Source organism: Formosa sejongensis (genome assembly GCF_033447105.1).
In the GTDB taxonomy this organism is placed as follows: Bacteria; Bacteroidota; Bacteroidia; order Flavobacteriales; family Flavobacteriaceae; genus Formosa.
Genome location: NZ_JAWQUN010000003.1, coordinates 89100 through 111424 on the forward strand (window position 1 = coordinate 89100; position 22325 = coordinate 111424).

Below are 22325 nucleotides of genomic sequence, written 5' to 3' on the forward strand. Positions count from 1 at the left end.
TATTAGTTCAACTGGTTTTTTAATTCACTTCTAAACTCAATAAGAACTGCTTTGTTTGATGCATCATTTGCGATGTTTGTCCATTCATTTGGATCACTATTATGGTCATACAACTCTTCAAAACCATCAGAATACACCGTATATCTATATTGTTCGTTTCTTAAAGAGTGCATTCCTGCTGCTTTTGATGTTAATGCTATTTCATTCCATTCAATAGTTGGATTTTCCAACAAAGCAACAATACTATTACCATCTAAATCTTCTTTACTTGGCAAACCGCACAAGTCAATTAAAGTAGGATAAACATCTAATAGAGATACAATTCTTGTACTTACACCTGCTTCCTTATTTCTTGGATCAAAAATTAATAAGGGTGTTTTTGCTGCGCGCTCCCACAATGCATTTTTGGACCAATGTTCTTTTTCGCCTAAATGCCAACCGTGATCTCCCATTAAAACAATAATCGTATTATCTGCATACGGACTATTGTCCAAAGAATTTAACAATTCCCCAATACAAGCATCTGCAAAAGAAATATTTGCCAAATAGGCTCTAACTGCTTCTTTCCAATTATTGGTTTCTAAAAGCGCTTCATGAACACCTTTTTTCGCCATATTGTTTCCCATTTTCCCTACATCATCTAAATCATTTTCTAAAACTATCGGCAATTGAATTTCGTCAATATTATAAAGGTCAAAATATTTCTTTGGTGCATACCAAGGTAAGTGTGGTTTAAAAATTCCACAAGCCACAAAAAATGGTTTTTCATGGGGTTGGTTGATATAATCCGCACAAAACTCAGCCGATTTCCAATCGTTATTATCTTTATCTTCAGTATCTGTTCCATACCAATCAAATGATCTTAAAAAAGAACCTTTAATACCTTTTTCTTTTAAATTTAAATTATGAGAATGTCTATCTTCAGCATCAGGATATTCTGTCCCAGCATTTCCAACACGCTCTACTTGAAACGATCCTGGATCACTTCCATGCTTTGGTTCTTCGCTTCCTCCTCTTGCATTGTGGAATATTTTACCCGCAGCGGCTGTACTGTATCCATTTGCTTCAAAATATTGAGGCAATGTAACGGTGTTCTCAAAGCCTTCCATTTCTCTAAATAGTTCGTTATTCCCATAAACTCCGGTTGTTGACGGCTTGTAACCTGTTAGCATACTTGTTCTAGACGGGTTACATAAGGGTGCAGAGCAATACGCATTTTTAAATATGACACTTTGGGCTGCTAATTTATCCATATTAGGTGTAATTGCTTGTTGGTTTCCTCCAAAGGCTCCTACCCAATCGTTCATATCATCAACCATTATTAACAATACATTTGGTTTATCTTGTGCAAAACTGATTGATATATTTATCAATAAAATTACGGCTAATATATATTTCTTCATTTTTGTTATTTTTAATTACAAGATCAAATAAAGTTGAATTTATACTAACAAATGTAGTTCGTAGTTTCATTAATGTAGTTACAGATAAAAAACATTAAAAAACCAAATTTTGATTATTCCATTAATATTGTAATCCAAACGGTCATTTCGTCTTTGCCTCTATTCATCCAAAGAATTGGACGAATTTCAAGTTTAGCATCTTTTAATTCACTATCGGATTTTGTTCTAACAAAAAAATCATTTAACGCTATTTTGGGTTGTGCCATTAAAAACACTTCGCGATGCATACCGCTTAAACGCCACTTATCTTGATCTTCCAAATAACTTCCATCACACCATTTAAATACTTGAACGGCAACTCTATTTTTACCTTCTGAAATATAATCTGTGATATTAAATTCGGCGGCCAATCTACTACCTTGACTGTAGCCTACTTATCCATTTACCCAAACATAAAAAGCTGAAGAAACGCCTCCGAAGTGTGAAATTACCGACTGATTTCCCCAATCTTTTGGAATTATAAAATCTCTATAATAGCTTCCTACGGGGTTGTTCTCTATATTTTTCAACATACGGAAATTGCGGAGGATGTGGTCCCATATAGTTAAAATTCCACTTTCCTCCATTTAAAATATCAGGAGTAAAAGGATAAATTATATTTGAATAAATGGGTTGCCCATATCCTTGTAATTCCCAATTTGATGGAACGGAGAGATCTTTCCAATTTTCTGAATCTCCATTAAAATCTTTTGCAATAAAATCTTGAGGTCTATCACTTGACTTTCCAACGTAGTTAAATTTCCAAGTTCCGTTTAAATATTCTATTCTTGAAACATCTCTATCTCCTTTTAAAGCATCCTGATGATTTTTATAGGAATAAGTAGGCACACGTGAACGCATTTTGTTTTGCTCAAACATGAATTCATTTTCCCAATCATTTTGTTGTGAAAATTAAAATATCGCAAAAAACATAAAGAAAATATTAAAAATTATTTTTGATACTTTCATACTATGATATTTTATTTCAACGTAACTACGCTTTTAACTGAGGTTTATATTGCAACATCTACAAAATAAAACCGTATAAGGCAAACCTAATTCATTAGGTTTACCTTATACGAATCATAAATTACCTATCATAAACAGTTTACAATGCCTCCTCTAACTCAATATCAATAAAGCGAAAGCCACCTAACGGAATTTCAATTTCAACAGTAGCATCATTACTTACGTTAAAGACTTCATTATTTAAAATATCTTCAATTTTTTTAATCTTGATATTATTAATTTTAACTAATGCAATGGCTTCTTTTGGATTAATATATCCGTTTTCGACTAGCGTTAAACGCAAATGTTTTGGTCCTGTTTGCGCAACAACCCAACCCACATTTCCGGATACAGTAATTGGAATTAACGAAGCACTCTCTTCTATATCTTTTGCAATAACTTTGTAGTATTCATCGGGAGCATACGTTATTTTACCATCTGCAGACATATAGTTTTTCCCATCAGAATAATATTCCTTCATTATATTTTTATACCAAGGATGTATATTATCAACCAATGGTTTTCTAACAGCATTTTTATCTACATTAACACCGTGTTGTGGCGGCGTTATTAAAACCATTCCATTATTGTATTTCGGAATAAAATTTAATCTTCTTTCAGTTGCACCTGCAGCATATCTAGAAAAATCCCACTCTGTTAATGGCGCTCCTGGCCATGTTCCGTTTAATCGACTAAACACAAAAGGTTCTTGCACCTGTTCTTTATCATAAAAGGTTAACCATTTTACATTACTTGCTTCATTTAAATAGGCTTCATCTGGATTTGCAATGCTTAAATGTACTGGTGAGAAACTTAATATTTCTGATCGTTCAGGAACATATAATGCACCTTGAGCAATTAAATCCCATAGTAAACTCATATATTCTTGATCTACCGGAAAATTATCAATAAACTGTGCACCACTGGAAATGGTGTAAACCATTGTTCTTAAAAAATGATTGGGTAATGTTTGATTGGAATGCTGGCGCAAACGGTCAAAACTAGTATTATCTCTAGCGCAACGTGCTCCCCAACTATCTACCGAACCAGCAGCCCATAACCCTAATCTGGCAGTAAAACTCAATTCCATAGACTTATCGGTCGTTTCTTCCATAGCAGGAACAAAAACACTTGCATACTTTCCTGAAACCAATGGTTCCCATTTATCCATATATACGCTAGATTGCCAAAATAAATGCTTGTTACGTAAGTATAAGTTTGCGTTTCTAGTTTTTGCGTAGTCTGCTAGAGGCAATATTAAATCATTCATTACAAAATTAAATTCCTCTGAATGATCTTCAACTTCTGGATAAATAATTACGGTTTTGTTTCCATTCGCTAAGTCTAATCCTTTTTTGGTTGTGGCTACTTGATACATATAAGGATCGTTACCATGCCCACCCCAATAAGAAATCCCTTTTCCATTAGATTGTTCCTGTTTTTTCGCAAGTATTTCTAAAACATCTTCTTGCGTTAATACATATTTCATTCTACCGTCTCGTTTATTCTTATAAACTTCGCTAGGCATTGCAGAACGGTCCCAATTTTCTTTATCAAAATTACCGCCATTTAAAAAAATAGGATTCTTATACTTTGCTTCAATCTTGTCTATCGCTTCTGCTGAACCGGGTTTCTTTCTGTTTTCAGACATAAAATATACCGTAGCAGATTCATTTTGATATGAAGGTTTTTCAAACTTTTTCAAATCATCTTTTATCCCTTTCGTAGTTGAAAGTATGGTTTGAATCTTCCCTGGAGGATTTAAGTTTTCGAAATCCTTTTTCCAATTTTTATTATCAAAATCGATAATATGAATGGCACTACCTCCACTTTGAGCACTTGCCAAAATTAACGTATTGGCATTCGGATCTTTATACATATCATTGAAAGAAAATCGCGTAGGTATGACTTCTGCCTCGGCATCTTTTTCGCCAATATTATGTATTAATAAATTACTACCAAAAAGGGTTATATACGCAGGCTTTCCATTATTGTTGAATACATCGGTTTGAATCACTCGATACATGCCTCTATTTAACGACTCTTTATCTTTTACATTTTTAAAATCGACAAGAGATTGTTGTTTTGGATTTGCAATATTAATTTTTATAAAATGCATACCTTTTGCTTGCGCACCTACACGCCCCATTAACACTTCACTATTACCATCTAAATCGGCATCTGCTATTTTTAAATCCCCAAAAGGTCCTCGTAATTTTATTGGAATAGTTTCATAAGGTAATTTATCTAAAGGGTTGAAAAAATAAACCGCACCATTGCTATTCATACTATTTTGAACACCATGAACTACTAATATCTCTTTACCATTGGCCAATTTTGCAGGTCTCAAGAAATTGGTTATATGTAATCCGCTAGGCGGTAAATCCTTCGCTGCTTTACTAAAGGGCTTCTCTACAGAATAAGTACTAGATGCTATTTCACTTATAAGTTCTCCTTTTGAGGATACATAATAGAAACTATTATCATAACCACCACAAACTACGTAAGCTTTGTCTTCTTCCTTAATAACACAAACGGAATACATTGGAGCCTCGTTTTGTTTGAATTCCCAAAGTAATTCCCCCTTACTATTCAGACAATACGTGGTACCATTTGCATTTGCAGCAAATATTTCGTCTATACCATCATTATCAATATCTCCTGCCCAAATATCGTGGTTCATATAACCAGATAACTTATTTTCCCATCTCACTTCACCATCATATCCAACTGCTAAAATAGTACCCTCGTAGCTGGAGCAAGCAACATAAGTACCTTTTTCATCTATGGCCGTTCTTACTTTTGTTATGGTATATTTTGTATCTATACTAATAACACCATCATTATCAATTGCATCTGAGGAAGCAAATACGCTATTGCTAACTAGCAAAACGAATACACTAAATTGGAATACTATGTTCAGTTTAATTTTCATTATTTCTTAATTTGTTATACTTAATAAACTACATCAATAAAGCGCATTGAACCAGCTGGAACTGTTAATTTCATGATGTTTCTTTCAACTTTTAAATCTTCATTACTTAAAATATCTTTTACACTTTTTGGTTCTTTATGTTGAAATGTTACGGTTACAATTCTCTCTTGAGGATCGATATACCCGGCATCTACTAAAATTAATCTTGAATGATTATCATTTAATTTAATAACACTCCATGAAGCTCCTTTAACTACAATTGGCAATGTTTTCTCGCCTTTTTCAACGGTAGCTTTTATAATTTCACCAAATTGATTTGCAGGAATTTCAGCTGTTCCTTGAAACCCAACCTTTCCATTGGAAACAAAATAAGGTTTTCCTTGTTTTGTTATGAGATTTTCTGATTCTATTGGTGCGATTGGAACCATTCCGTATGGCATTTCTGGCATATAATTTAACCATCTGTATTTTACACCTAAAGCAGCATTTGAGAAATCATATTCCGGAATACTGGTTCCTGCCCAATGCATTTGACTTACAGAAAACACAGCATTTACATCGTCTGCATTGTATTGTTCTAAATTATGGTGATTGTCTACTGAATGAATTAAATGTTCATCTATATTTTTTATAAAATGCCATGAACCAATTGATTGAATATCCTCTTTATGAACAATTGGTAACACTCCCGATTTCATTAATGCAAAAAACAAATCCAATCCTGGTTCTTCAGTAAAATTATTATTGAAAATAATTCCGTATTTCGCACCATAAGCTGCCATCATAACACCTTGTCGCAAATACGGGGAAACTGAATTTTGACCTCCTGGAGTTAATGGTCTCCAGCTCGTAGGATTATCGTCTACCAAACGCATCGCAAAATTATCTACATAACCACCCGCTAGCATTCCTACTCTTCCGGCTAAATTTAAATCTTGCGTTCTATTGCTTGTATCTTCTGAAGCTGGCACTAAAATATCGCTGTATTTACCTGAGAAAAACATGTCTTTCCACAATGGTAAATGCGAAGTTGCCGCCCAAAACATATTTTTATATCTAAAATATAATTTTGCTTTATTATTTTTCCGGATAGTTTTTGCCAATCGAGGCATATATTCATTTACAAAGTATATTACTCTAGGGTCACTAACATCAGCCATTTCAGCATATACAAAACCATAACAGGTATTTGGAGCCACTTCTAAAATTTGTTCCAACGTTTCAATTTGAATATAAAAAGGATCGTTTCCGTGTCCTGCCCAGAATGTAAATGATTGGTTATTGGATTCGTAATCTCTCGCCATTTGAACAATTTCTTCCCTAGTACTTACGTACTTCCCTCGTTTGTCTTTTTTTAAAGCAACATCGCCCATAACTTCAACCAAATGAGAACGGTCTGTACTTTCTTTTGGAGCTTTTTGAATGACAAATTTTATTTCACCTCCATCTAATTTTACAACTTCAGCATTGATTTCTTTTGATGTAATCATTACCCATTCATTATCAGATTTTTTCTGATAACTAGGCAGTTTAAAATTTAATGTTTGCTGATAAAGGGTATTTAAATTCTCTTCAACCTCTAACATTCTACCTTGCTTTTCAGGAATTTTGCTCCACCAATTATTTTTATTTAAATCATAAAAATATAGTGCATTACCTCCATCAACTTCACCTGCAGCTATTAATTGATTGGTTTGTGATTCATACACAAAATCGTTAAAAACCAGATTTCCATATCTTTCTCCTCCTTGTTGAAGTAATTTCCCTTTTGAATCCAACACAAACAAAATTCCGCCGTGCTTAAAAACTATTTCATTGGTTTTTGGTAAAAATAAACCTTGTGAATGTGCATATCGTTGAGTTTCTTTTTTCGTTCCTTTATATTCTGCCAATACATTAAAATCTGAATCTAAAACCATCATAAATGGTGTAAAAGAAATATCTGCAAAAAATAACACATCATCTTTTCCATCATTATTTACATCCGAAACGGTTATATCAGTAACCATCGCATTTCTTAAATTACTCAATTCCTTTTCTTTAATAGAAACACGCTTTATAATTTCTTTTGTTTCAGGATTTATAAACCCCATAAAATCCCAACGAAATTTATCGTGATCGTATGTCATTACAAATAATGATTGCTTATTGGATTCTAAAAAGTTTCCTGCTTCAATTTTCCGAACAACACCTTCAATCTTGGTTGTTGAAACTAATTCACCTTCTGAAGATAATTCATATAAATTATAATCATTTCCACCAGCAAAAATTTGAATTTTAGCATTATTTTTTACAACTGCAACTTCATTAAATCGAACTTTATGGTCTGAAGTAAATTTCCATAATAATTTCCCAGAACTATCGTAACAATAAATAGTTCCGTTGGCATTTGCCGTTAATAAATCATCATTTCCATCATTGTTTACATCAACTGCTTCAATTTCAAATAACACAGCTGGCAAGTCCGTTTCTTGTCGCCATAATTTCTCTCCATTTAAATTGTAACTAGAAATACTTCCATCTAATTCACCAATAAACAAGACAGCTTCTCCATTAACACTTGCAGTTACGGTATGGCGTATAGCATTTCCATCGGTAGAGAAACTTTGTCCAAAACTTGTAATTGCAACAAGAAATATAATGTAAAAACTAATCTTTTTTTTCATTCCGTAAATTTAGAATAGTTGTAATTAATAGATAATTGAGATAGTGTTCAAAAAAACAAAACTTACTCTTCTATTTTAAATTGGTCATATTCTGGATTAATGTCTGCGTTTTTAAAACGCGGTCTCTCTTTCCAAAAATCATATGTTGCTTTTAATTGCGCTGAAGCTTCTGGATACTGCCCTTGATCATCGGTTTCTATAATCCAGTTTTCTAAATAATTTCTATGTGCTATTAAAACATCTGCATATTTTGGATCATTCGCTAAATTATTCATTTGATCTGGATCTACTTTTAAATCGTAAAATTCTTCTGTTGGACGTATACCAAACCAATGTTCTTCTTGATATGGAGTCAATTTCCCTTCCTCGTGCAATTTTCTCATATCTTTCACAATAGGTTTATTATCTCTATAACCTGCTTGCATCATTGGTCTTTCGGGAAAATAATTTCTTATATATCTATAATTTTCAGAAACAACGGTTCTAATTCTATCAATAGTATAATCACATCTATCTCTTGCCCCAACTACATATTCCACTTCCTCATAATCTTCACCAAATAAATCTTGCCCGTCTAAATAACCGGGTAATTTAACACCTCCAAGTGCCAATGTTGTGGCAGAAACATCTAATAATGATACTAAATCATTTCTAACAGTACCTGCTTCTAAAATAGGGAGATCGCCTTTAATTATTAACGGCACTAATAATCCACCTTCATAACAAAATTGTTTATGACGAAGTGAACTAGGACTTCCGTGATCTGAAAAGAAAAATATAATGGTATTTTCTAATTCACCATCCGCTTTTAATTTCTCTAAAATATGCTCTACAGTAACATCTGATCCTCTATTTGCATTGTAATGCTCTGTCCAAGCTGCACGTTGAGATGGAACGTCCGGAAAATATGGAGGCAAAGGCACATCATTAATAGCCAACTCTTCACCTTCACGAACATATTGAGCGTCTTTTTTACCACCCATTATTTCAACTTGTCCAAACCAAGGTTGATTTTTATCTTTACGTCTATTCCACACATAATCATCTACAGTCTTATAATCAATAGCAAAATTTCCTTGCCAACCATTCATACCTGCAACATAATCTTCTTTCGTTCCAACATCGTATAAGTTTCTTCTATCATAATTAAAATTATAATCATCCTTACCACTATTGAAAGTAAAATATCCTGCTTCACGCATTAATTCTGGAACTGTTTTCATTCCTTCTGGTAGTAGAATTTGCAATTCTTCAGGCACTATTTCACCATCTGTAAATCTATTTGAACGGTGATTATGAGTTCCTGTTGTGGTTTGCATTTTTCCTGTAATAAAAGCAGATCTAGATGCAGAACAAACAGGTGCCGTTGCATATGCTCTTTTAAACATAACGCCATCTGAAGCCAATTCATCTATAACTGGAGTATGACCAGCATTAATAGTGTCTCCATAACATCCCATAAACGGCGATAAATCTTCAGCAACAATCCAAAGAATGTTTGGTTTTTTATTTTCTATTACTTTTTCTTCCGGTTTAGAGCCGCAAGAAAAAACCACACCACTAAAGAGTGTTATTATAAAAAATTTTAAATAGGTTATTTTCATTGTTAGTTGTTTTTGAATATTATTATTTAAGCTACATGTTATTTTACTACATAAGGCTGTGTTTTCAAACCTGGCTCATCAACGTCCTTCATTTGTTTGAACAATTCCTTCTGAAGTTTCTCTGCGATCTCTTTATAATCTGCATCATAATAAAAGTTAATTAACTCATTTGGGTCTCTTTCAAGATCGAATAAGTATGGTTTTTCTTTTTTATCAATAACCAATTTATAACGATCGTTAACCGCAGCTACCCACCAACCACCTGATTTGGCATAATAGGTGATTCTATCCCCTGTAATTTCTTTTTCATCGTTTAAAAAATCGTCAGAAGTATCTAATCCTTGAAATTTAGCATCGGTTTTCACATCCATAATACTTAAGATTGTTGGTGTAAAATCTACATTGGTATACGCGGTATTTATTACTTTTCCTGGTATAATTTTCTCTGGATATCGAATTACAAAAGGAATTTTAGCTGAAGCTTCATAAGGAACGCCTTTGTTTCTTCTATTGTGTTCAAAAAACATATCTCCGTGATCGGATGTAAAAATAATGATGGTGTTGTCTGCTAAATTATTGTCGTCCAAAAATTTCAAAATGCGCCCAACACTATCATCAATATGCTTTACCATACCAAAATATTGACGCAAAGCTTCTTTATCAAATTCCTTACCTTCATTTTTATCTTTTTCATCACCTTTAGCCCAACTCGGTTTTGCTGCAGTATATTTTGGATCCATTGTTATTGGAGCCTGAATATCCATATCGCTATACATTGTATTATATGGTGGCTTTGCATAATCTGGTGTATGCGGATCAGGAATTGAAAGCATTAATACAAATGGTTTATTTTTATCTCGCTCTAAAATATCCAATGCTTTATCTGTAAAATAATCGGTAACATGAATCACGTCTTCTTTCGGTAATTTTGCTGCTACCTTATCATTTATACCTTTAACACCATCTTCTGTAATTTGGAAATATGGAGCATGACCACCTCGCATCATATAGGTATTATCATCAAAACCAGCATTATATTCTATATCAAAAGTATATTTTTCATGCCCCGCTAAATGCCATTTTCCAACATAAGAAGTTGCATAACCTTGATCTCTTAAAATTGTTGCAAATGTTGGAATATCTTCACTAATATGCATTCCGTTTTTTGGTGCTCCTGTAGCTTGTGGATATAAACCAGTAATTAAAGACGCTCGTGACGGTGTACAAACAGGAGATGCCGCGTAATAACTTGTACAAATAGCACCTTCATTCGCAATTTTATCAATATTTGGTGTTTGAACATTATTTCCTTTTCCCCATACAAATGCTTGATCTTCTGACATTAAATCTTGATAACAACTTAAGGTCCTAAAACTATGTTCATCGGTATGAATTATAATTAAGTTTGGTTGTTCTTGACCTACCATTTTCACTCCTATAAAGAGCATAAAAGCAACGGTTAAAAATGATACTTTAGTTTTCATATGTTATTAAATAATGATTTAAATTTTAAAACAGTTTGACTCTAACAGTCTATAATTATTTATTCTGACTCTAATACTTAAACAAAAAAATTAATTGTTATTAAGCCAATAAAACACCTGTTCAATAGTTTCAACTGGTGCAACTTGATGACCTCCTTCAAATGAAAATTGTTTTACAATACAGTTATTTTTTATCAATGTTTTTGCATCAATTTCATTCCATTTATTTGCTCCTTTATCATTGGTTCCATTTACAATAGCCACATACATTTCATTTTGATAGGCTTTATCTTGATATTCTTCTCCGCCTAGCCAGCCTCCAAAAGCGATAATTCCTTCAAAATTTTCAGGTCTACGGGTTGTTAAACTATAGGCACGCATTGCTCCACCAGAAAATCCCGCTAAATATATTTTATTAGTATCGTGTGGTATATTTTTCAGAATATCATCAAGTACTTCATCTTCCATTTGTTGCTCCAAAGCTTCATCATTCATCCCATTTTTCAGTTTGTCACAACCTACTACAATCCATCCATACTTTTCAGCAGCTTCTTGCATTTTAGTTACCATTCCTAAACCCTTTCCATTTGGACTAAAAGCGATTACAATGGGTAATTTTTCTTCAGAAGTGAAATTCGATGGCGTATATACGTGATACATCATATTTGTTTCACCTTCTGCTTTAAACTTAATCGTATTGTTTAGTTTTAGCTGATTATCACTTTGAAATTCTGCTACATTTAATCTTTTTTCAATAGAAATAAACCCATTTGCAAAAGCAGTTCCTAAACGTTTTTGACCTTCTGTATTGTAATGAACATTATCTGTATGCTTTGGAAAATCACTCCAAGATGTATCTGTTGAAGTTTCAATAAGAGCTGCATAATAATCAAAATCCACTGCTTTAAACATGCCTTCCCTTACCATTTCAGCACCTTCTTTAATGCCGTATCTAGAATTTATTTGCCCCACTACAAAAGGCATTTCTGGCGTATTAAATTCGGTTCTATACGCTTGCATTAATTTCTTTAAATTAGTATTATAACCTCTAGCGGCAACCTCTAGTATGGCATCATTTTCACCCTGCATCCAAGCCAATCCATAAATTCTATAATCTTTGCCTTGTGCTTTTAACGTATCTAAATTTCTACGAATATCCGCAACATGAAGATTATACAATTTTAAATTCTGCTTCTTCTCTCCCTTTTCAATGGCTTTTGCTTTTTCAGCAGTCCAATCTGGATTCCAAGAGCCATATAAAGCCGTTCCACCTTGTGAACGTTTTATCAACAGAAATTCTTTTGTAGGATTTTCTTCTACCAACGTTACACCCAATAGTAATTCTGGTCCAAAACGTTTTAAAAACGGATATTTTTCTGAAGGTTTATTATCATAATACGACAATGGTTTTACAGGATTTCCGTTAAAACTTAACGAAACTCTATCAGAAACCGCTTCAATTCTAAGCTTGGTAGCTTCATCCAATTCATCATAATTTCCACCGCCGGCCATATTGCTTTGCCCTGCCAATAATACAACTTCAACTCTATTTTCTTTTGAATTTTGAGCATTGGTTACATACCCGAAAAACAATAAAATTATAAGTATTACATTACAGTTTCGCATAACAAAAATTATAATTTGACCTTTAACCCTTTGTTCTTTTTAAATGTTAACGTTTCTCTAGAAACGGCATCAGCTTTTAAAATATTAGTGCAATTTCCTTCATAGGTGTTTTTATAAACTTCTACATCTTTACAATTTGTAAAATCGAACATAAATGCATCTGGATATTTTGGCTTTTCTGTAGTTGTTTGTTTTATGGTATTATTTCTAACAATTAAACCATCCAATCTATCTGCCCAAATAATACGATTGTCAAACGTTTCAATGGTGTTATTTTCAAATAAAATATTTCGATCATAAGTCATCGTTTCATTAAATGTTTTTCCCAAACGTGGTGACACATATAAAATCGCATGTTCCGAACCTCCATAGGCACAATCTACAAAGCGATTATTTCTAATAACGACGTCTTCAACATTTCCTGATTCAAACCAAAAATATGTTTCCCCTCGTAACATTATTGACGACATCATAGAAGACAAATCATTGTCTTCTATGATTATTTTCATTGGCGTTTTAATAATAATATTTCGTGCTCTATGATCACGAATTACATTTCCTCGCATGGTAAAAGATGGATTCCAAGTTTTATTTTCCAATATATCACCTACTTTTAAATCGGATGGTAATGTGTTTTTAAAAGTTAATTCGGTATACGTATCGTTTACAACTTTCACCGAAGTTACCGTGTTTATTTCTGCCCTTTGTGGGTTTGGACTTTTAATAAACCATATTTCATCATCAATTCCTGCAAATTTAAATCCCATTTGTTCGTGATGCTTAAGTGCGACACGTACCGTATTATTATTTAAAATTTCATCAACTTCAACATAAGTTCCGTGTACATTTGTTCCATCATCATACATGCCTTCTAACCTGCAATTTTCTATCAAAATTTCACCTTTACAATTTGCAAAATGTGTAGCATCTGCAATGGTTGAAATATAGCGGTCATTTCCTTCTCTAATGTATACACCTGAATTTAAAATACTTATTTGATCGGAACGTTCGAACAAAAACCCCATTCCTAATGCATGATGAACAACAACCTTATTAAAAACAATATTTTTTGAAGAACGGACTAAAAAAGCTGGGGCATATCTATTGTGTTCTTTATCTCCTTTGGAATGTAATACAGTTCCAACTCTAGGAAAACGCTTTATATTTTTATCATAAATTCGCAAATTTCCATTTGGTAATTCTTCAACATAATTGGGATTTAAATTCATATCCCAAGCACCATAATCTACTGCTTTGGTTTCTTTATTATGTGACAAAGTGCTTCCTAAACTTGTAAATGAAAAACCATCACTGTTTGGAAATTGAATTTGTCCCTTTACCAATCCCCAAGAATAACCTTCCGTATATGGCTTAATATCAATATAGTGATCCGTTTCATTAACATTTATTACATCGCCTTGAAAACTAAACGGAATATCCCAATCAATAGTTACATTCTGAACGTCAATTTTTTGACAATTTTCAAAAACAAAAGGAGCTACTTGACCGTGAAAAATAAATTCGGAACCATTACCTTCAATTTCTACGGAGTTAAAACCTTCGAAATTGAAAATAACTTTTTTAAAACCATTTCCATGATTGGTAATGTATAGGTGTTTTCCAATCGCATAGTCAGGGAAAAACAAATAGTTGCCTTTTTCAAATACCAATTGAATGTCTTTATCTTTTGCGTTTTCAATGGCTTTTCTAACTGTTGAAGTCATATCCCCTTCAGCATATTTTATATTAATTATTTCCTTCGCATTTGAATTGAAAGACACTAATAAAACTAGAATTACCAAAAGATTGAATATTTTGATCTTATTATTTATCATTTTAGATTATTTTTATTTTAAAGATTTACTCCAGTCCCTTGTAATGAAGCATCATGATCCCACATAATTTGCCAAGGATCAGTTGTTTTAGCTTGAAATTTTTTCAGTTTTATTTTCAATGCTTCTAATACGTCTCCAAACTCCTTTTGACTAGCTAGATTCTTTATTTCATTAGGATCATTACTTAAATCAAACAATTCAAATTCAGGTCTAAACAAAAAGTCTTCAACTTTTTTAGGGCCGTAATATTCGTTGTGATTTCTATAAATACTTTGCCAAGTTGACGAAGCCCATAAATCTGAAGCAAACGGGTATTCTAAACGCCAAGCTATGTTCCAAATTAATTTGTAATTTCCACTTCTAACGACTCGCATTGGATAGTACATTGTAATTTCATGAAACGTATGAGAGGCGTAGATTTCGTCCCATCCTACAGGATTTTCTTCAGCTATAATAGTTTTGAAAGACTTCCCATGGAAATCCTTTTCATTGTATTTCACCTTTGCCATATCCAAAATTGTAGGCGTTAAATCTACCCAAGAAATTAAAGCGTTATTGACAATTCCTTTGGTGTCATTTAATGGGTTTTTAATAATACAAGGTAATTTTATACCTGGTTCGTAAACCGTAGTTTTTGCTCCTGGAAATGCCATTCCGTTATCTGAAATATAAATAACAATCGTATTTTTTGCTTTTCCAGTGGCTTGTAATAATTGCATCAATTTTCCAAAACCTTGATCTATTCTTGAAATACTTTGATAATATTGAGCTATTTCTTCTCGGGTTTCTATATTGTCTGGTAAAAAACTTGGAACCAACACCTCTTTTGGGTCATATATAACTGTTTCAACACCTTCATAACCTTCAACCTTATTTCCAAAACTATTTGGAGCATTCCAAGGGTCTGGAACAAATGATTGCCCACGATGTGGATCATCTGTACAGAAATATAAAAAGAAAGGTTTATCTGAATTTAAAACACCTTCACATTCTTCTGCCATTTCAACGGTATTTCTTGGGTCTGCTTCTAAGACAGTATTAAAATGATAAACACTTTCTGGCGCCACATGATATTTTCCAATCCTTGCAGTTTCATACCCTTCTGCTTCCAAAAGCACAGGTAATGATTTTTCATTTTCAAAAGTACTAAAATGATGATAGTCGTGTACGTGACCATAAGAACCTGTAGCATGTCCAAATTTTCCTGATAAAATTACAGATCTACTTGCTGCACAGCTCGCACTTGTACAATACGCATTATTAAACAGTGTTCCTTCTGAGGCCAATTGATCTAAATTTGGGGTTTGAATAACGTCATTTCCATAACAACCCAATGCATCTTTACCATGATCATCAGATACAAAAAGAATAATGTTTGGCTTATCCTTTTGAATAATAAGATCCGTTTCTTTTGAGTGTTCTTTACACCCAAACAATGAAAGTGTAACCAAAGAAACTACTAGAATTAAACTACAATTCACTCTTTTCATTTTATATGTTTTGAATACGATATTTAACAATATAAATTAACAATTTCTATTCAAATGTTTTGTAGTTCACAATACATATGGTGTACCTAATAGTAAAAAAGTTTAAAATCACTATTTTATACAACGGCAGACAGCAACCGTACATATCACACTTATAATCAACACTATTAGGCATAAAAAAACTGTTAGTTTTCACTAACAGTTTTTTCAACCAATCAATTTTTACTCAATATTTTAGTTTATTTGTATTTTTTTGACATAAAATTGTCCTTCATTTTCTACTTTAACAATGTACAATCCTGATGCTAAATCTGAAACTGATAAATTAACCTTTTTTGAAACTCCTTCTACTAATTTTATTTTAGCACCTAGTAAATTATACACACTAATTTGACTTCCGTTTGGACAGGCAATGTTTAACATTTCTTTTGCTGGATTTGGAAAAATAGTTACCCCTTCTAAACGTTGGTAATCTTCAATACCTAATGGAGCTGCAACAGTAACTGGTATTACCGCACCAATAAAAACATTTGGTCCAGATGAAATTTTACTTCTTAAATTAAAAGTAAGATTTGATTGACCAACACTTATAGAGTTTCCATCTTCAAAAATAATTGAATTCGCAGGAACAGAACCCGGGCCCATAACTATTTGTGCACTTGCTGTTCCTGGAGCTAAAGTTGTATTATTAGCATCACTGATCGTTACACCGCCATTCCAGTTATCTTTAAAGACATAGTCTTCTCTTAAAGTCGCAAACATGGTTGCTGCATCTTCAGGTATATCAACTTGCGAAAACTTTATTGGATTAGAAATAGCATCAAATTCTACTCCATCAACAAGTAATATTTTCCCATTTGTGTCAATAGTAATAGAACTACTATCAAACGTTACACTTTGCCCATACATGAACGCTGAAAGTAATAAAGCAAGAAATAACATATTTTTTTTAAGTAAGCTTGTTTTCATAATAAATAAGGTTTTAAATTTATAATTAGTTAAGACCTTCAAAATTAGACGAACACTTTAGAAAAAAGTATGTGTAAATAAATTTACTGTAGTTTTCAGTACATAATACATTTTACACTGCTATTTTCTGATTATAATAGGCGTTTCTGAAAAAAGACGTTGTGTAAGCATTAAAAAAAATCATGTGTTTATAAAAAAGAATTTTAAAAACACATGAACAGACATTTAAAAAATTAGACCATTATGAATCAAATTCTTTCTTCTTTTTTGCAGCATATTTCCCAGGAGTACAATTAAATTTCTCTTTAAACAATTTTGCAAAATGTGTTCTACTTTTAAACCCTGTCATTGTAAAAACCTCATTAACAGATAGCTTCTTTTGAATTAAAAATTCAGCAGCCTTATTTAAACGATACATTTTTAATAGCTCGAATGGTGTTTGATTGGTTAAAACCTTGACTTTTTGATAAAAATGTGTTCGATTTAAATACAATTCTCTTGCAAATGTATTTAAATCTAAATCTTGATTGTCTAAATTTTGAGCCATTAAACTATACAGTTTTTCTAAAAAGGCATTGTCTTTAGTCGTATCATCATTTCTTTCTAATGAAAGTGGAAAATCATTTTTAAATCGTTCTCTTAATTGTTTTCTATTACGTAATAACGCTTCTATATTACTAACCAGATGCTGCATATTAAATGGTTTTTTAATATAAGCATCGGCGCCATCGTTTATACCATGAATTTGATCATCAATAGTAGTACAAGCTGTTAATAATATTATTGGAATGTGGCTCGTTTTTATATCCGTTTTAAGGTGTTTACACAATTCAAAACCGTTCATTTCAGGCATTAGCACATCACTTATCACCAAATCTGGCCATTCCTTATTTAAAGCTTGTGAACATTCCATTCCATTTGTAAATGTTTTTACATCAAAGAAGTTAGACAAAGCAGCTGAAACAAAGTTGCGCATATCAAAATTATCCTCAGCAAAAAATATACGAGCGTTTGTAAATTCATCATCAACTTTAATACTTTCAATATTTACATTTTCACTTACTAGTTTCTCATGAGTATCAGTAGATTCTTTCAATAAAATTTGCTGATCAAGAGTAATTAGGGATTCATCAAAATCCTTTATAATAACCGGCAAAGAAACTGTAAACGTAGAACCGTTTTGAAAAATGCTTTCTGCATTTATATAGCCGTAATGCATATCTACGAGCCTTTTTGAAAATGCCAAACCTATACCAGATCCCCCTGTATAACTACTGTGCTTCTTATGAGATTGATAAAATCGTTCGAATATATGTGGTAAATCTTCACTATCTATCCCCTTTCCAGTATCACTAACCTCAATAATTAAATTATTGTCGCTTTGTTTATATGACACTGTAATTTCATCATCTTTTTTGGTGTATTTAAAAGCGTTATTCAATAAATTATTTAATATTTTTTCTAATTTATCACTATCGGCAGACACAAATATTTTATGTTCTGGAGCTTTTAATTGTAAGATTCTATGTTCTTTTTTAGCCATAAAATCAAAATCGAACATTATATTTTGCAGCAATGTATCTACACAAAATTCTGTATAATTCATTTTTAACAAATTAGCATCCGATCGTTGAAAATCGTGTACCTGATCTATTAATTGCTGAATTTTTTTTGACTGCCTTTGCATCAAAAAGAGTTTTTGGTTGACATCCTCATTACCTTTAAAGCGCTCAATTAAAACCTCAATTGGTCCAGAAATTAAAGTTAAGGGTGTTTTAATTTCGTGTGAAATATTTGAAAAGAAACGCAATTTCGCTTCATTCACTTGTTTAACATTATCAAATTCAAGTTGTTCAATAACCACTTTGTGTTTTAACGATTGAATTTTTAAGTTAATATAAACCACTATAAAAATAACAAATGCAACTAATACAGCATATAATACATAAGCAAGTATAGTTTTCCAAAAAGGAGGTGAAATATTTATTTTTAACTGTTTCGGAACGGTCCATTCATTTAAGGAATTAGAAGCCATTACACTTAAGGTATACTCACCGGGCGGTAAAGCATTATAATAAATTGTTTTTTGACTTGATGGTACTACAGTCCAATCTTTACTAATTGGTGTTAATTGGTATTTTAATTGATGATTTTCAGGGTTTGAAAAATGCAAACTTGTTAAATCTAAGGAGAATGAATTTTCATCAAAATTCAACTCAATTTCATCAACATCGGTTAAACTAGTTTTTAATAAAATTCTATTATTAATTGTATCTCCTGATAGGATTATTTTATTAAACAACTTGAAATTTTCAAATTCTAATTCCGGAAGTTCTTCATTATTTTTTATATTTTTCGGGTTAAAATAGCATAACCCATCTAAGCCTGAGAACAGCATAACATTGTTTTTTAACTTTTTTGCTGCAAACCAAAAATCTTCAAATGGTAACCCGTCTGAATCATTAAATTTTCTAAAACTGTTCTCTTTTGTATTAAACCTGTTTAAACCAATATTTGTTGCTACAAATAAATTGTACTCATCGTCATACAAAATACTCTTAACTACATTATTTGACAGACCATTTTTTTCTGTAAACGCAATAAATTCAGGATTTACATTACTATTAATTACTTTACAAATACCACCTCCTTCTGTTCCTATCCATAATTCTTCATTTGGTAGACGCACTATTGTGGTTACAAAATTACTTGAAATAGATAATGGATTATTTTTATCTTTTACATAGCGATCTACTTTTACATCATCAATAGATTTATTGTTTTTATAGTTTACTCTAAACAATCCATCCGAATCTGCTCCAATCCAAATAAAATCATATAATGGATCTGCATACACAAAACGTGCAAGTGCTAATTTATTATTTTTGAAAAACGGATTGTTATTTAGCGATTCGACTTTTACTATGTCATTAGACTTGCTTATTGAAATTTTATAAACATCTGTATTCAATCCTAACCAAATATTACCCTGTTTATCTTCCGTAAAAGAACGTATTCCCAAATAATCTGATTTCGACAGGTTTTCTAGCTCGATTTTATCAATTGTTGAACTCCCTTTTTTTATTCTACAAAGTTCCTTTTCTCTATGAAATCGAAACCAAATATTCTCCTTCGAATCAATGTATAATGCAGAAATATTTAAAATTTGTGACGCTGATAAATTTAAAGGAACCTCCTCGAATTGTTCCGTAACCGTATTAAATAGAGATAAACCGCCAAAATTTGTTACTAAAAAAACCCTATTAGAATCAAAAGGTACAATATGGGTAACATTATTTGTACGCATTCCAAAAGGGTAATCCATTTTTGTATGATAACTCTTGAAAGGATTTTCATCAATTTCAAACTTAAATAAGCCTTTGTTAAAAGTCCCAACCCAACAATTATTGTCTTTTGTAAAAACAATGCAACTAATTCTTAGAACTTTATTGTTGTCTTTAAATGTTTTGAACGTATTTAAAGGTTCGTTATTACGTAATTCTATCTCGCTTATTTGAAATAAGCCATCGTTTAAGGTACCAAGCCAAATTTTACCTGTATTATCAATTGAAGACGAATTAAACTGATAAGACTCAAGGTTTTTTTGTTGAATTTCAAATGAAAACGCTTCAGAAATCAAATTATATTTTATAATCGCGACACCTTCTAATAAGGTAATTAATAATCTATCCTCTCCTAATTTAGAAACAGAATTACTGTAATTAATTTCGTCTGTTACTACTTTTTGATATTTATGCGTTTTGATATTAAAAGTTAAAACCCCTACAGACGTTGTAAATAAATAAGTATCATCATTCAATAAAATGCCATCAAAAAACTGAATATGTTCTCCAAATTCTTTAACTGATGGAACGAATTGCTTTTCAAACGTATTATCCTTGTTAAAAACTAATATTCCACTTCCCTCTGTAGCACACAAAACAAGATCTAATTGTTTATTGAAAAGTATTTTTCTAACAATAAGTCCGTTATTTTTTAAACCAATTTGGCTATTCAAATCTATTTTTTCAAATTTCTCTTCTGAATAATTAAAAATTGTAATGCCTTGATCTGTTCCTAGCCACAAATTTCCATTTGTATCTTCTGCAATTTCACGTATACGATTACTTGTTAGTATATTTTCATCAATTGTATTTTTAAACGTTTTTACTTGATACCCATCGTATTTATTTATTCCATCATATGTTCCAAACCATAAAAACCCTTTTGAATCTTCTAAAACTGAAGTCACTCCATTGTGCGCTAAACCATCTGAGATCGATAGCTTTTGCGAATATTTAAGTATTCCCTCTTGAGCTACTAAACCTTGAAAAGAAAACAATATGGCAATAATTAGAAGGTAATTTAGTAGATAATTTTTTTTGAACATTCTTAAATGCTTTAAAATATAATATTCACAAATTGATGATTTAGCTAATGTATAAATTTTAGGGCTATTTAATTTCATTTTAATAAGGGAAAAACAAAATCTATAATTGAAAATCATTATTAAGCCTATCATAATTTGCATACAAAGAACTTAATTTAGTTTTCGTATGTCTATTCTATTAAAAGCGCGTTCACTGTATGTGAATACCATTTAATTGGTGTTACCCAAGTATCTATAAACTGAACAATGTGTACCTTGAAACCAAGTAATACTAATTAATAGACATAAAACAAAAGCATAAAAAAGCCCTTTAAATAAGTTTTTTTTGTGCTTTAATATATCTTAATTAGTCTTTAATTAATAGATGTTACTTACCGATACAATATGTAGTACAACCTTGTAAATAAGGGCTTTTAGCATATCAGGTGTAATCAAGGTGTAACACTTTGTTTTCCTTTGTTTGATAATTTTATTCTAAAACTAAAACACCTCCTTCCATTTTTAATAATACCGTATGCACCAATAAAAAAGAATTAATATATCTTAACAATTTGATTAGTGCTTCTCATAACACTAAGTATTATGGTTATAAACTACGTGCTGTTTGTTCGGTAAGAGGAATTATTCAAAGTATGAATATTAGTCCTACTTCAGTTCATGATATTCATTATTTAAAAGATATAAAACAGTGTGCTTTATTAGCTGATAAAGGAAATCTTTCTTCTAAATGGCAACTTAACTTATTTGATGAGTTTCATATAAAACTAGAATATTATCTAAAATTACCGTACTAACTGTTATTCAATATATCAACCATTTTATATTAGGTAGAAAAATAAACAATACTAAAAATACAATTATTTAAACTACACTACG

General features: G+C 31.7%; 12 protein-coding genes and 1 pseudogene. 1 reads left to right on the top strand and 12 read right to left on the bottom strand.

Features of this window, described 5'->3' with window-relative positions; genetic code table 11:
• Positions 1-2 precede the first annotated feature (2 nt).
• The 12 genes from R6X41_RS04650 to R6X41_RS04705 form a co-directional block, all read right to left on the bottom strand.
• Complete coding sequence (locus tag R6X41_RS04650) at positions 3-1403, bottom strand: sulfatase (RefSeq protein ID WP_318497910.1); 1401 nt, start codon at positions 1401-1403, stop codon at positions 3-5.
• 113 nt (positions 1404-1516) lie between these two features.
• Positions 1517-1813, bottom strand: a complete 297-nt coding sequence (locus tag R6X41_RS19825) for a sugar-binding domain-containing protein (protein ID WP_489670885.1) — start codon at positions 1811-1813, stop codon at positions 1517-1519.
• Between the two features lie 118 nt (positions 1814-1931).
• A complete protein-coding gene (locus tag R6X41_RS04660) occupies positions 1932-2321 on the bottom strand; it encodes a sugar-binding domain-containing protein (protein ID WP_318497912.1) in 390 nt (129 codons plus the stop codon).
• Between the two features lie 229 nt (positions 2322-2550).
• The gene (locus R6X41_RS04665) at positions 2551-5385 is read right to left on the bottom strand and encodes a hypothetical protein (protein ID WP_318497914.1); all 2835 of its coding nucleotides are present in this window, start codon (positions 5383-5385) and stop codon (positions 2551-2553) included.
• Positions 5386-5405: 20 nt separating this feature from the next.
• Complete coding sequence (locus R6X41_RS04670; RefSeq protein WP_318497916.1) at positions 5406-8051, bottom strand: PQQ-binding-like beta-propeller repeat protein; 2646 nt, start codon at positions 8049-8051, stop codon at positions 5406-5408.
• 62 nt (positions 8052-8113) lie between these two features.
• Positions 8114-9655, bottom strand: coding sequence for a sulfatase family protein (locus tag R6X41_RS04675; protein WP_318497918.1), 1542 nt, complete (start codon positions 9653-9655; stop codon positions 8114-8116).
• A 38-nt stretch (positions 9656-9693) separates the two neighbouring features.
• A complete protein-coding gene (locus R6X41_RS04680) occupies positions 9694-11139 on the bottom strand; it encodes a sulfatase family protein (protein ID WP_318497920.1) in 1446 nt (481 codons plus the stop codon).
• 90 nt (positions 11140-11229) lie between these two features.
• Positions 11230-12765, bottom strand: coding sequence for a sialate O-acetylesterase (locus tag R6X41_RS04685; protein WP_318497922.1), 1536 nt, complete (start codon positions 12763-12765; stop codon positions 11230-11232).
• A gap of 8 nt (positions 12766-12773) precedes the next feature.
• Positions 12774-14600 (bottom strand): alpha-1,3-galactosidase-related protein, encoded by a 1827-nt coding sequence (locus R6X41_RS04690; RefSeq protein ID WP_318497924.1) that lies wholly within the window; start codon positions 14598-14600, stop codon positions 12774-12776.
• A 17-nt stretch (positions 14601-14617) separates the two neighbouring features.
• The gene (locus tag R6X41_RS04695; RefSeq protein WP_318497926.1) at positions 14618-16090 is read right to left on the bottom strand and encodes a sulfatase family protein; all 1473 of its coding nucleotides are present in this window, start codon (positions 16088-16090) and stop codon (positions 14618-14620) included.
• A 234-nt stretch (positions 16091-16324) separates the two neighbouring features.
• Positions 16325-17059 (bottom strand): T9SS type A sorting domain-containing protein, encoded by a 735-nt coding sequence (locus R6X41_RS04700; protein WP_318497927.1) that lies wholly within the window; start codon positions 17057-17059, stop codon positions 16325-16327.
• Between the two features lie 241 nt (positions 17060-17300).
• Positions 17301-21449, bottom strand: coding sequence for a hybrid sensor histidine kinase/response regulator transcription factor (locus R6X41_RS04705; protein WP_318497928.1), 4149 nt, complete (start codon positions 21447-21449; stop codon positions 17301-17303).
• 560 nt (positions 21450-22009) lie between these two features.
• Here R6X41_RS04705 and R6X41_RS04710 point away from each other — a divergent pair.
• Positions 22010-22314, top strand: a pseudogene (locus tag R6X41_RS04710) (IS982 family transposase); the annotation flags it as partial.
• Positions 22315-22325 lie beyond the last annotated feature (11 nt).

Bases quoted from the DNA above. Each gene is read 5' to 3' on its own strand.
- R6X41_RS04705 (WP_318497928.1), bottom strand. From the start codon at position 21,449: ATGTTCAAAAAAAATTATCTACTAAATTACCTTCTAATTATTGCCATA.
- R6X41_RS04700 (WP_318497927.1), bottom strand. From the start codon at position 17,059: ATGAAAACAAGCTTACTTAAAAAAAATATGTTATTTCTTGCTTTATTA.
- R6X41_RS04670 (WP_318497916.1), bottom strand. From the start codon at position 8,051: ATGAAAAAAAAGATTAGTTTTTACATTATATTTCTTGTTGCAATTACA.
- R6X41_RS04665 (WP_318497914.1), bottom strand. From the start codon at position 5,385: ATGAAAATTAAACTGAACATAGTATTCCAATTTAGTGTATTCGTTTTG.
- R6X41_RS04650 (WP_318497910.1), bottom strand. From the start codon at position 1,403: ATGAAGAAATATATATTAGCCGTAATTTTATTGATAAATATATCAATC.
- R6X41_RS04660 (WP_318497912.1), bottom strand. From the start codon at position 2,321: ATGTTTGAGCAAAACAAAATGCGTTCACGTGTGCCTACTTATTCCTAT.
- R6X41_RS04690 (WP_318497924.1), bottom strand. From the start codon at position 14,600: ATGATAAATAATAAGATCAAAATATTCAATCTTTTGGTAATTCTAGTT.
- R6X41_RS04695 (WP_318497926.1), bottom strand. From the start codon at position 16,090: ATGAAAAGAGTGAATTGTAGTTTAATTCTAGTAGTTTCTTTGGTTACA.
- R6X41_RS04680 (WP_318497920.1), bottom strand. From the start codon at position 11,139: ATGAAAACTAAAGTATCATTTTTAACCGTTGCTTTTATGCTCTTTATA.
- R6X41_RS04685 (WP_318497922.1), bottom strand. From the start codon at position 12,765: ATGCGAAACTGTAATGTAATACTTATAATTTTATTGTTTTTCGGGTAT.
- R6X41_RS04675 (WP_318497918.1), bottom strand. From the start codon at position 9,655: ATGAAAATAACCTATTTAAAATTTTTTATAATAACACTCTTTAGTGGT.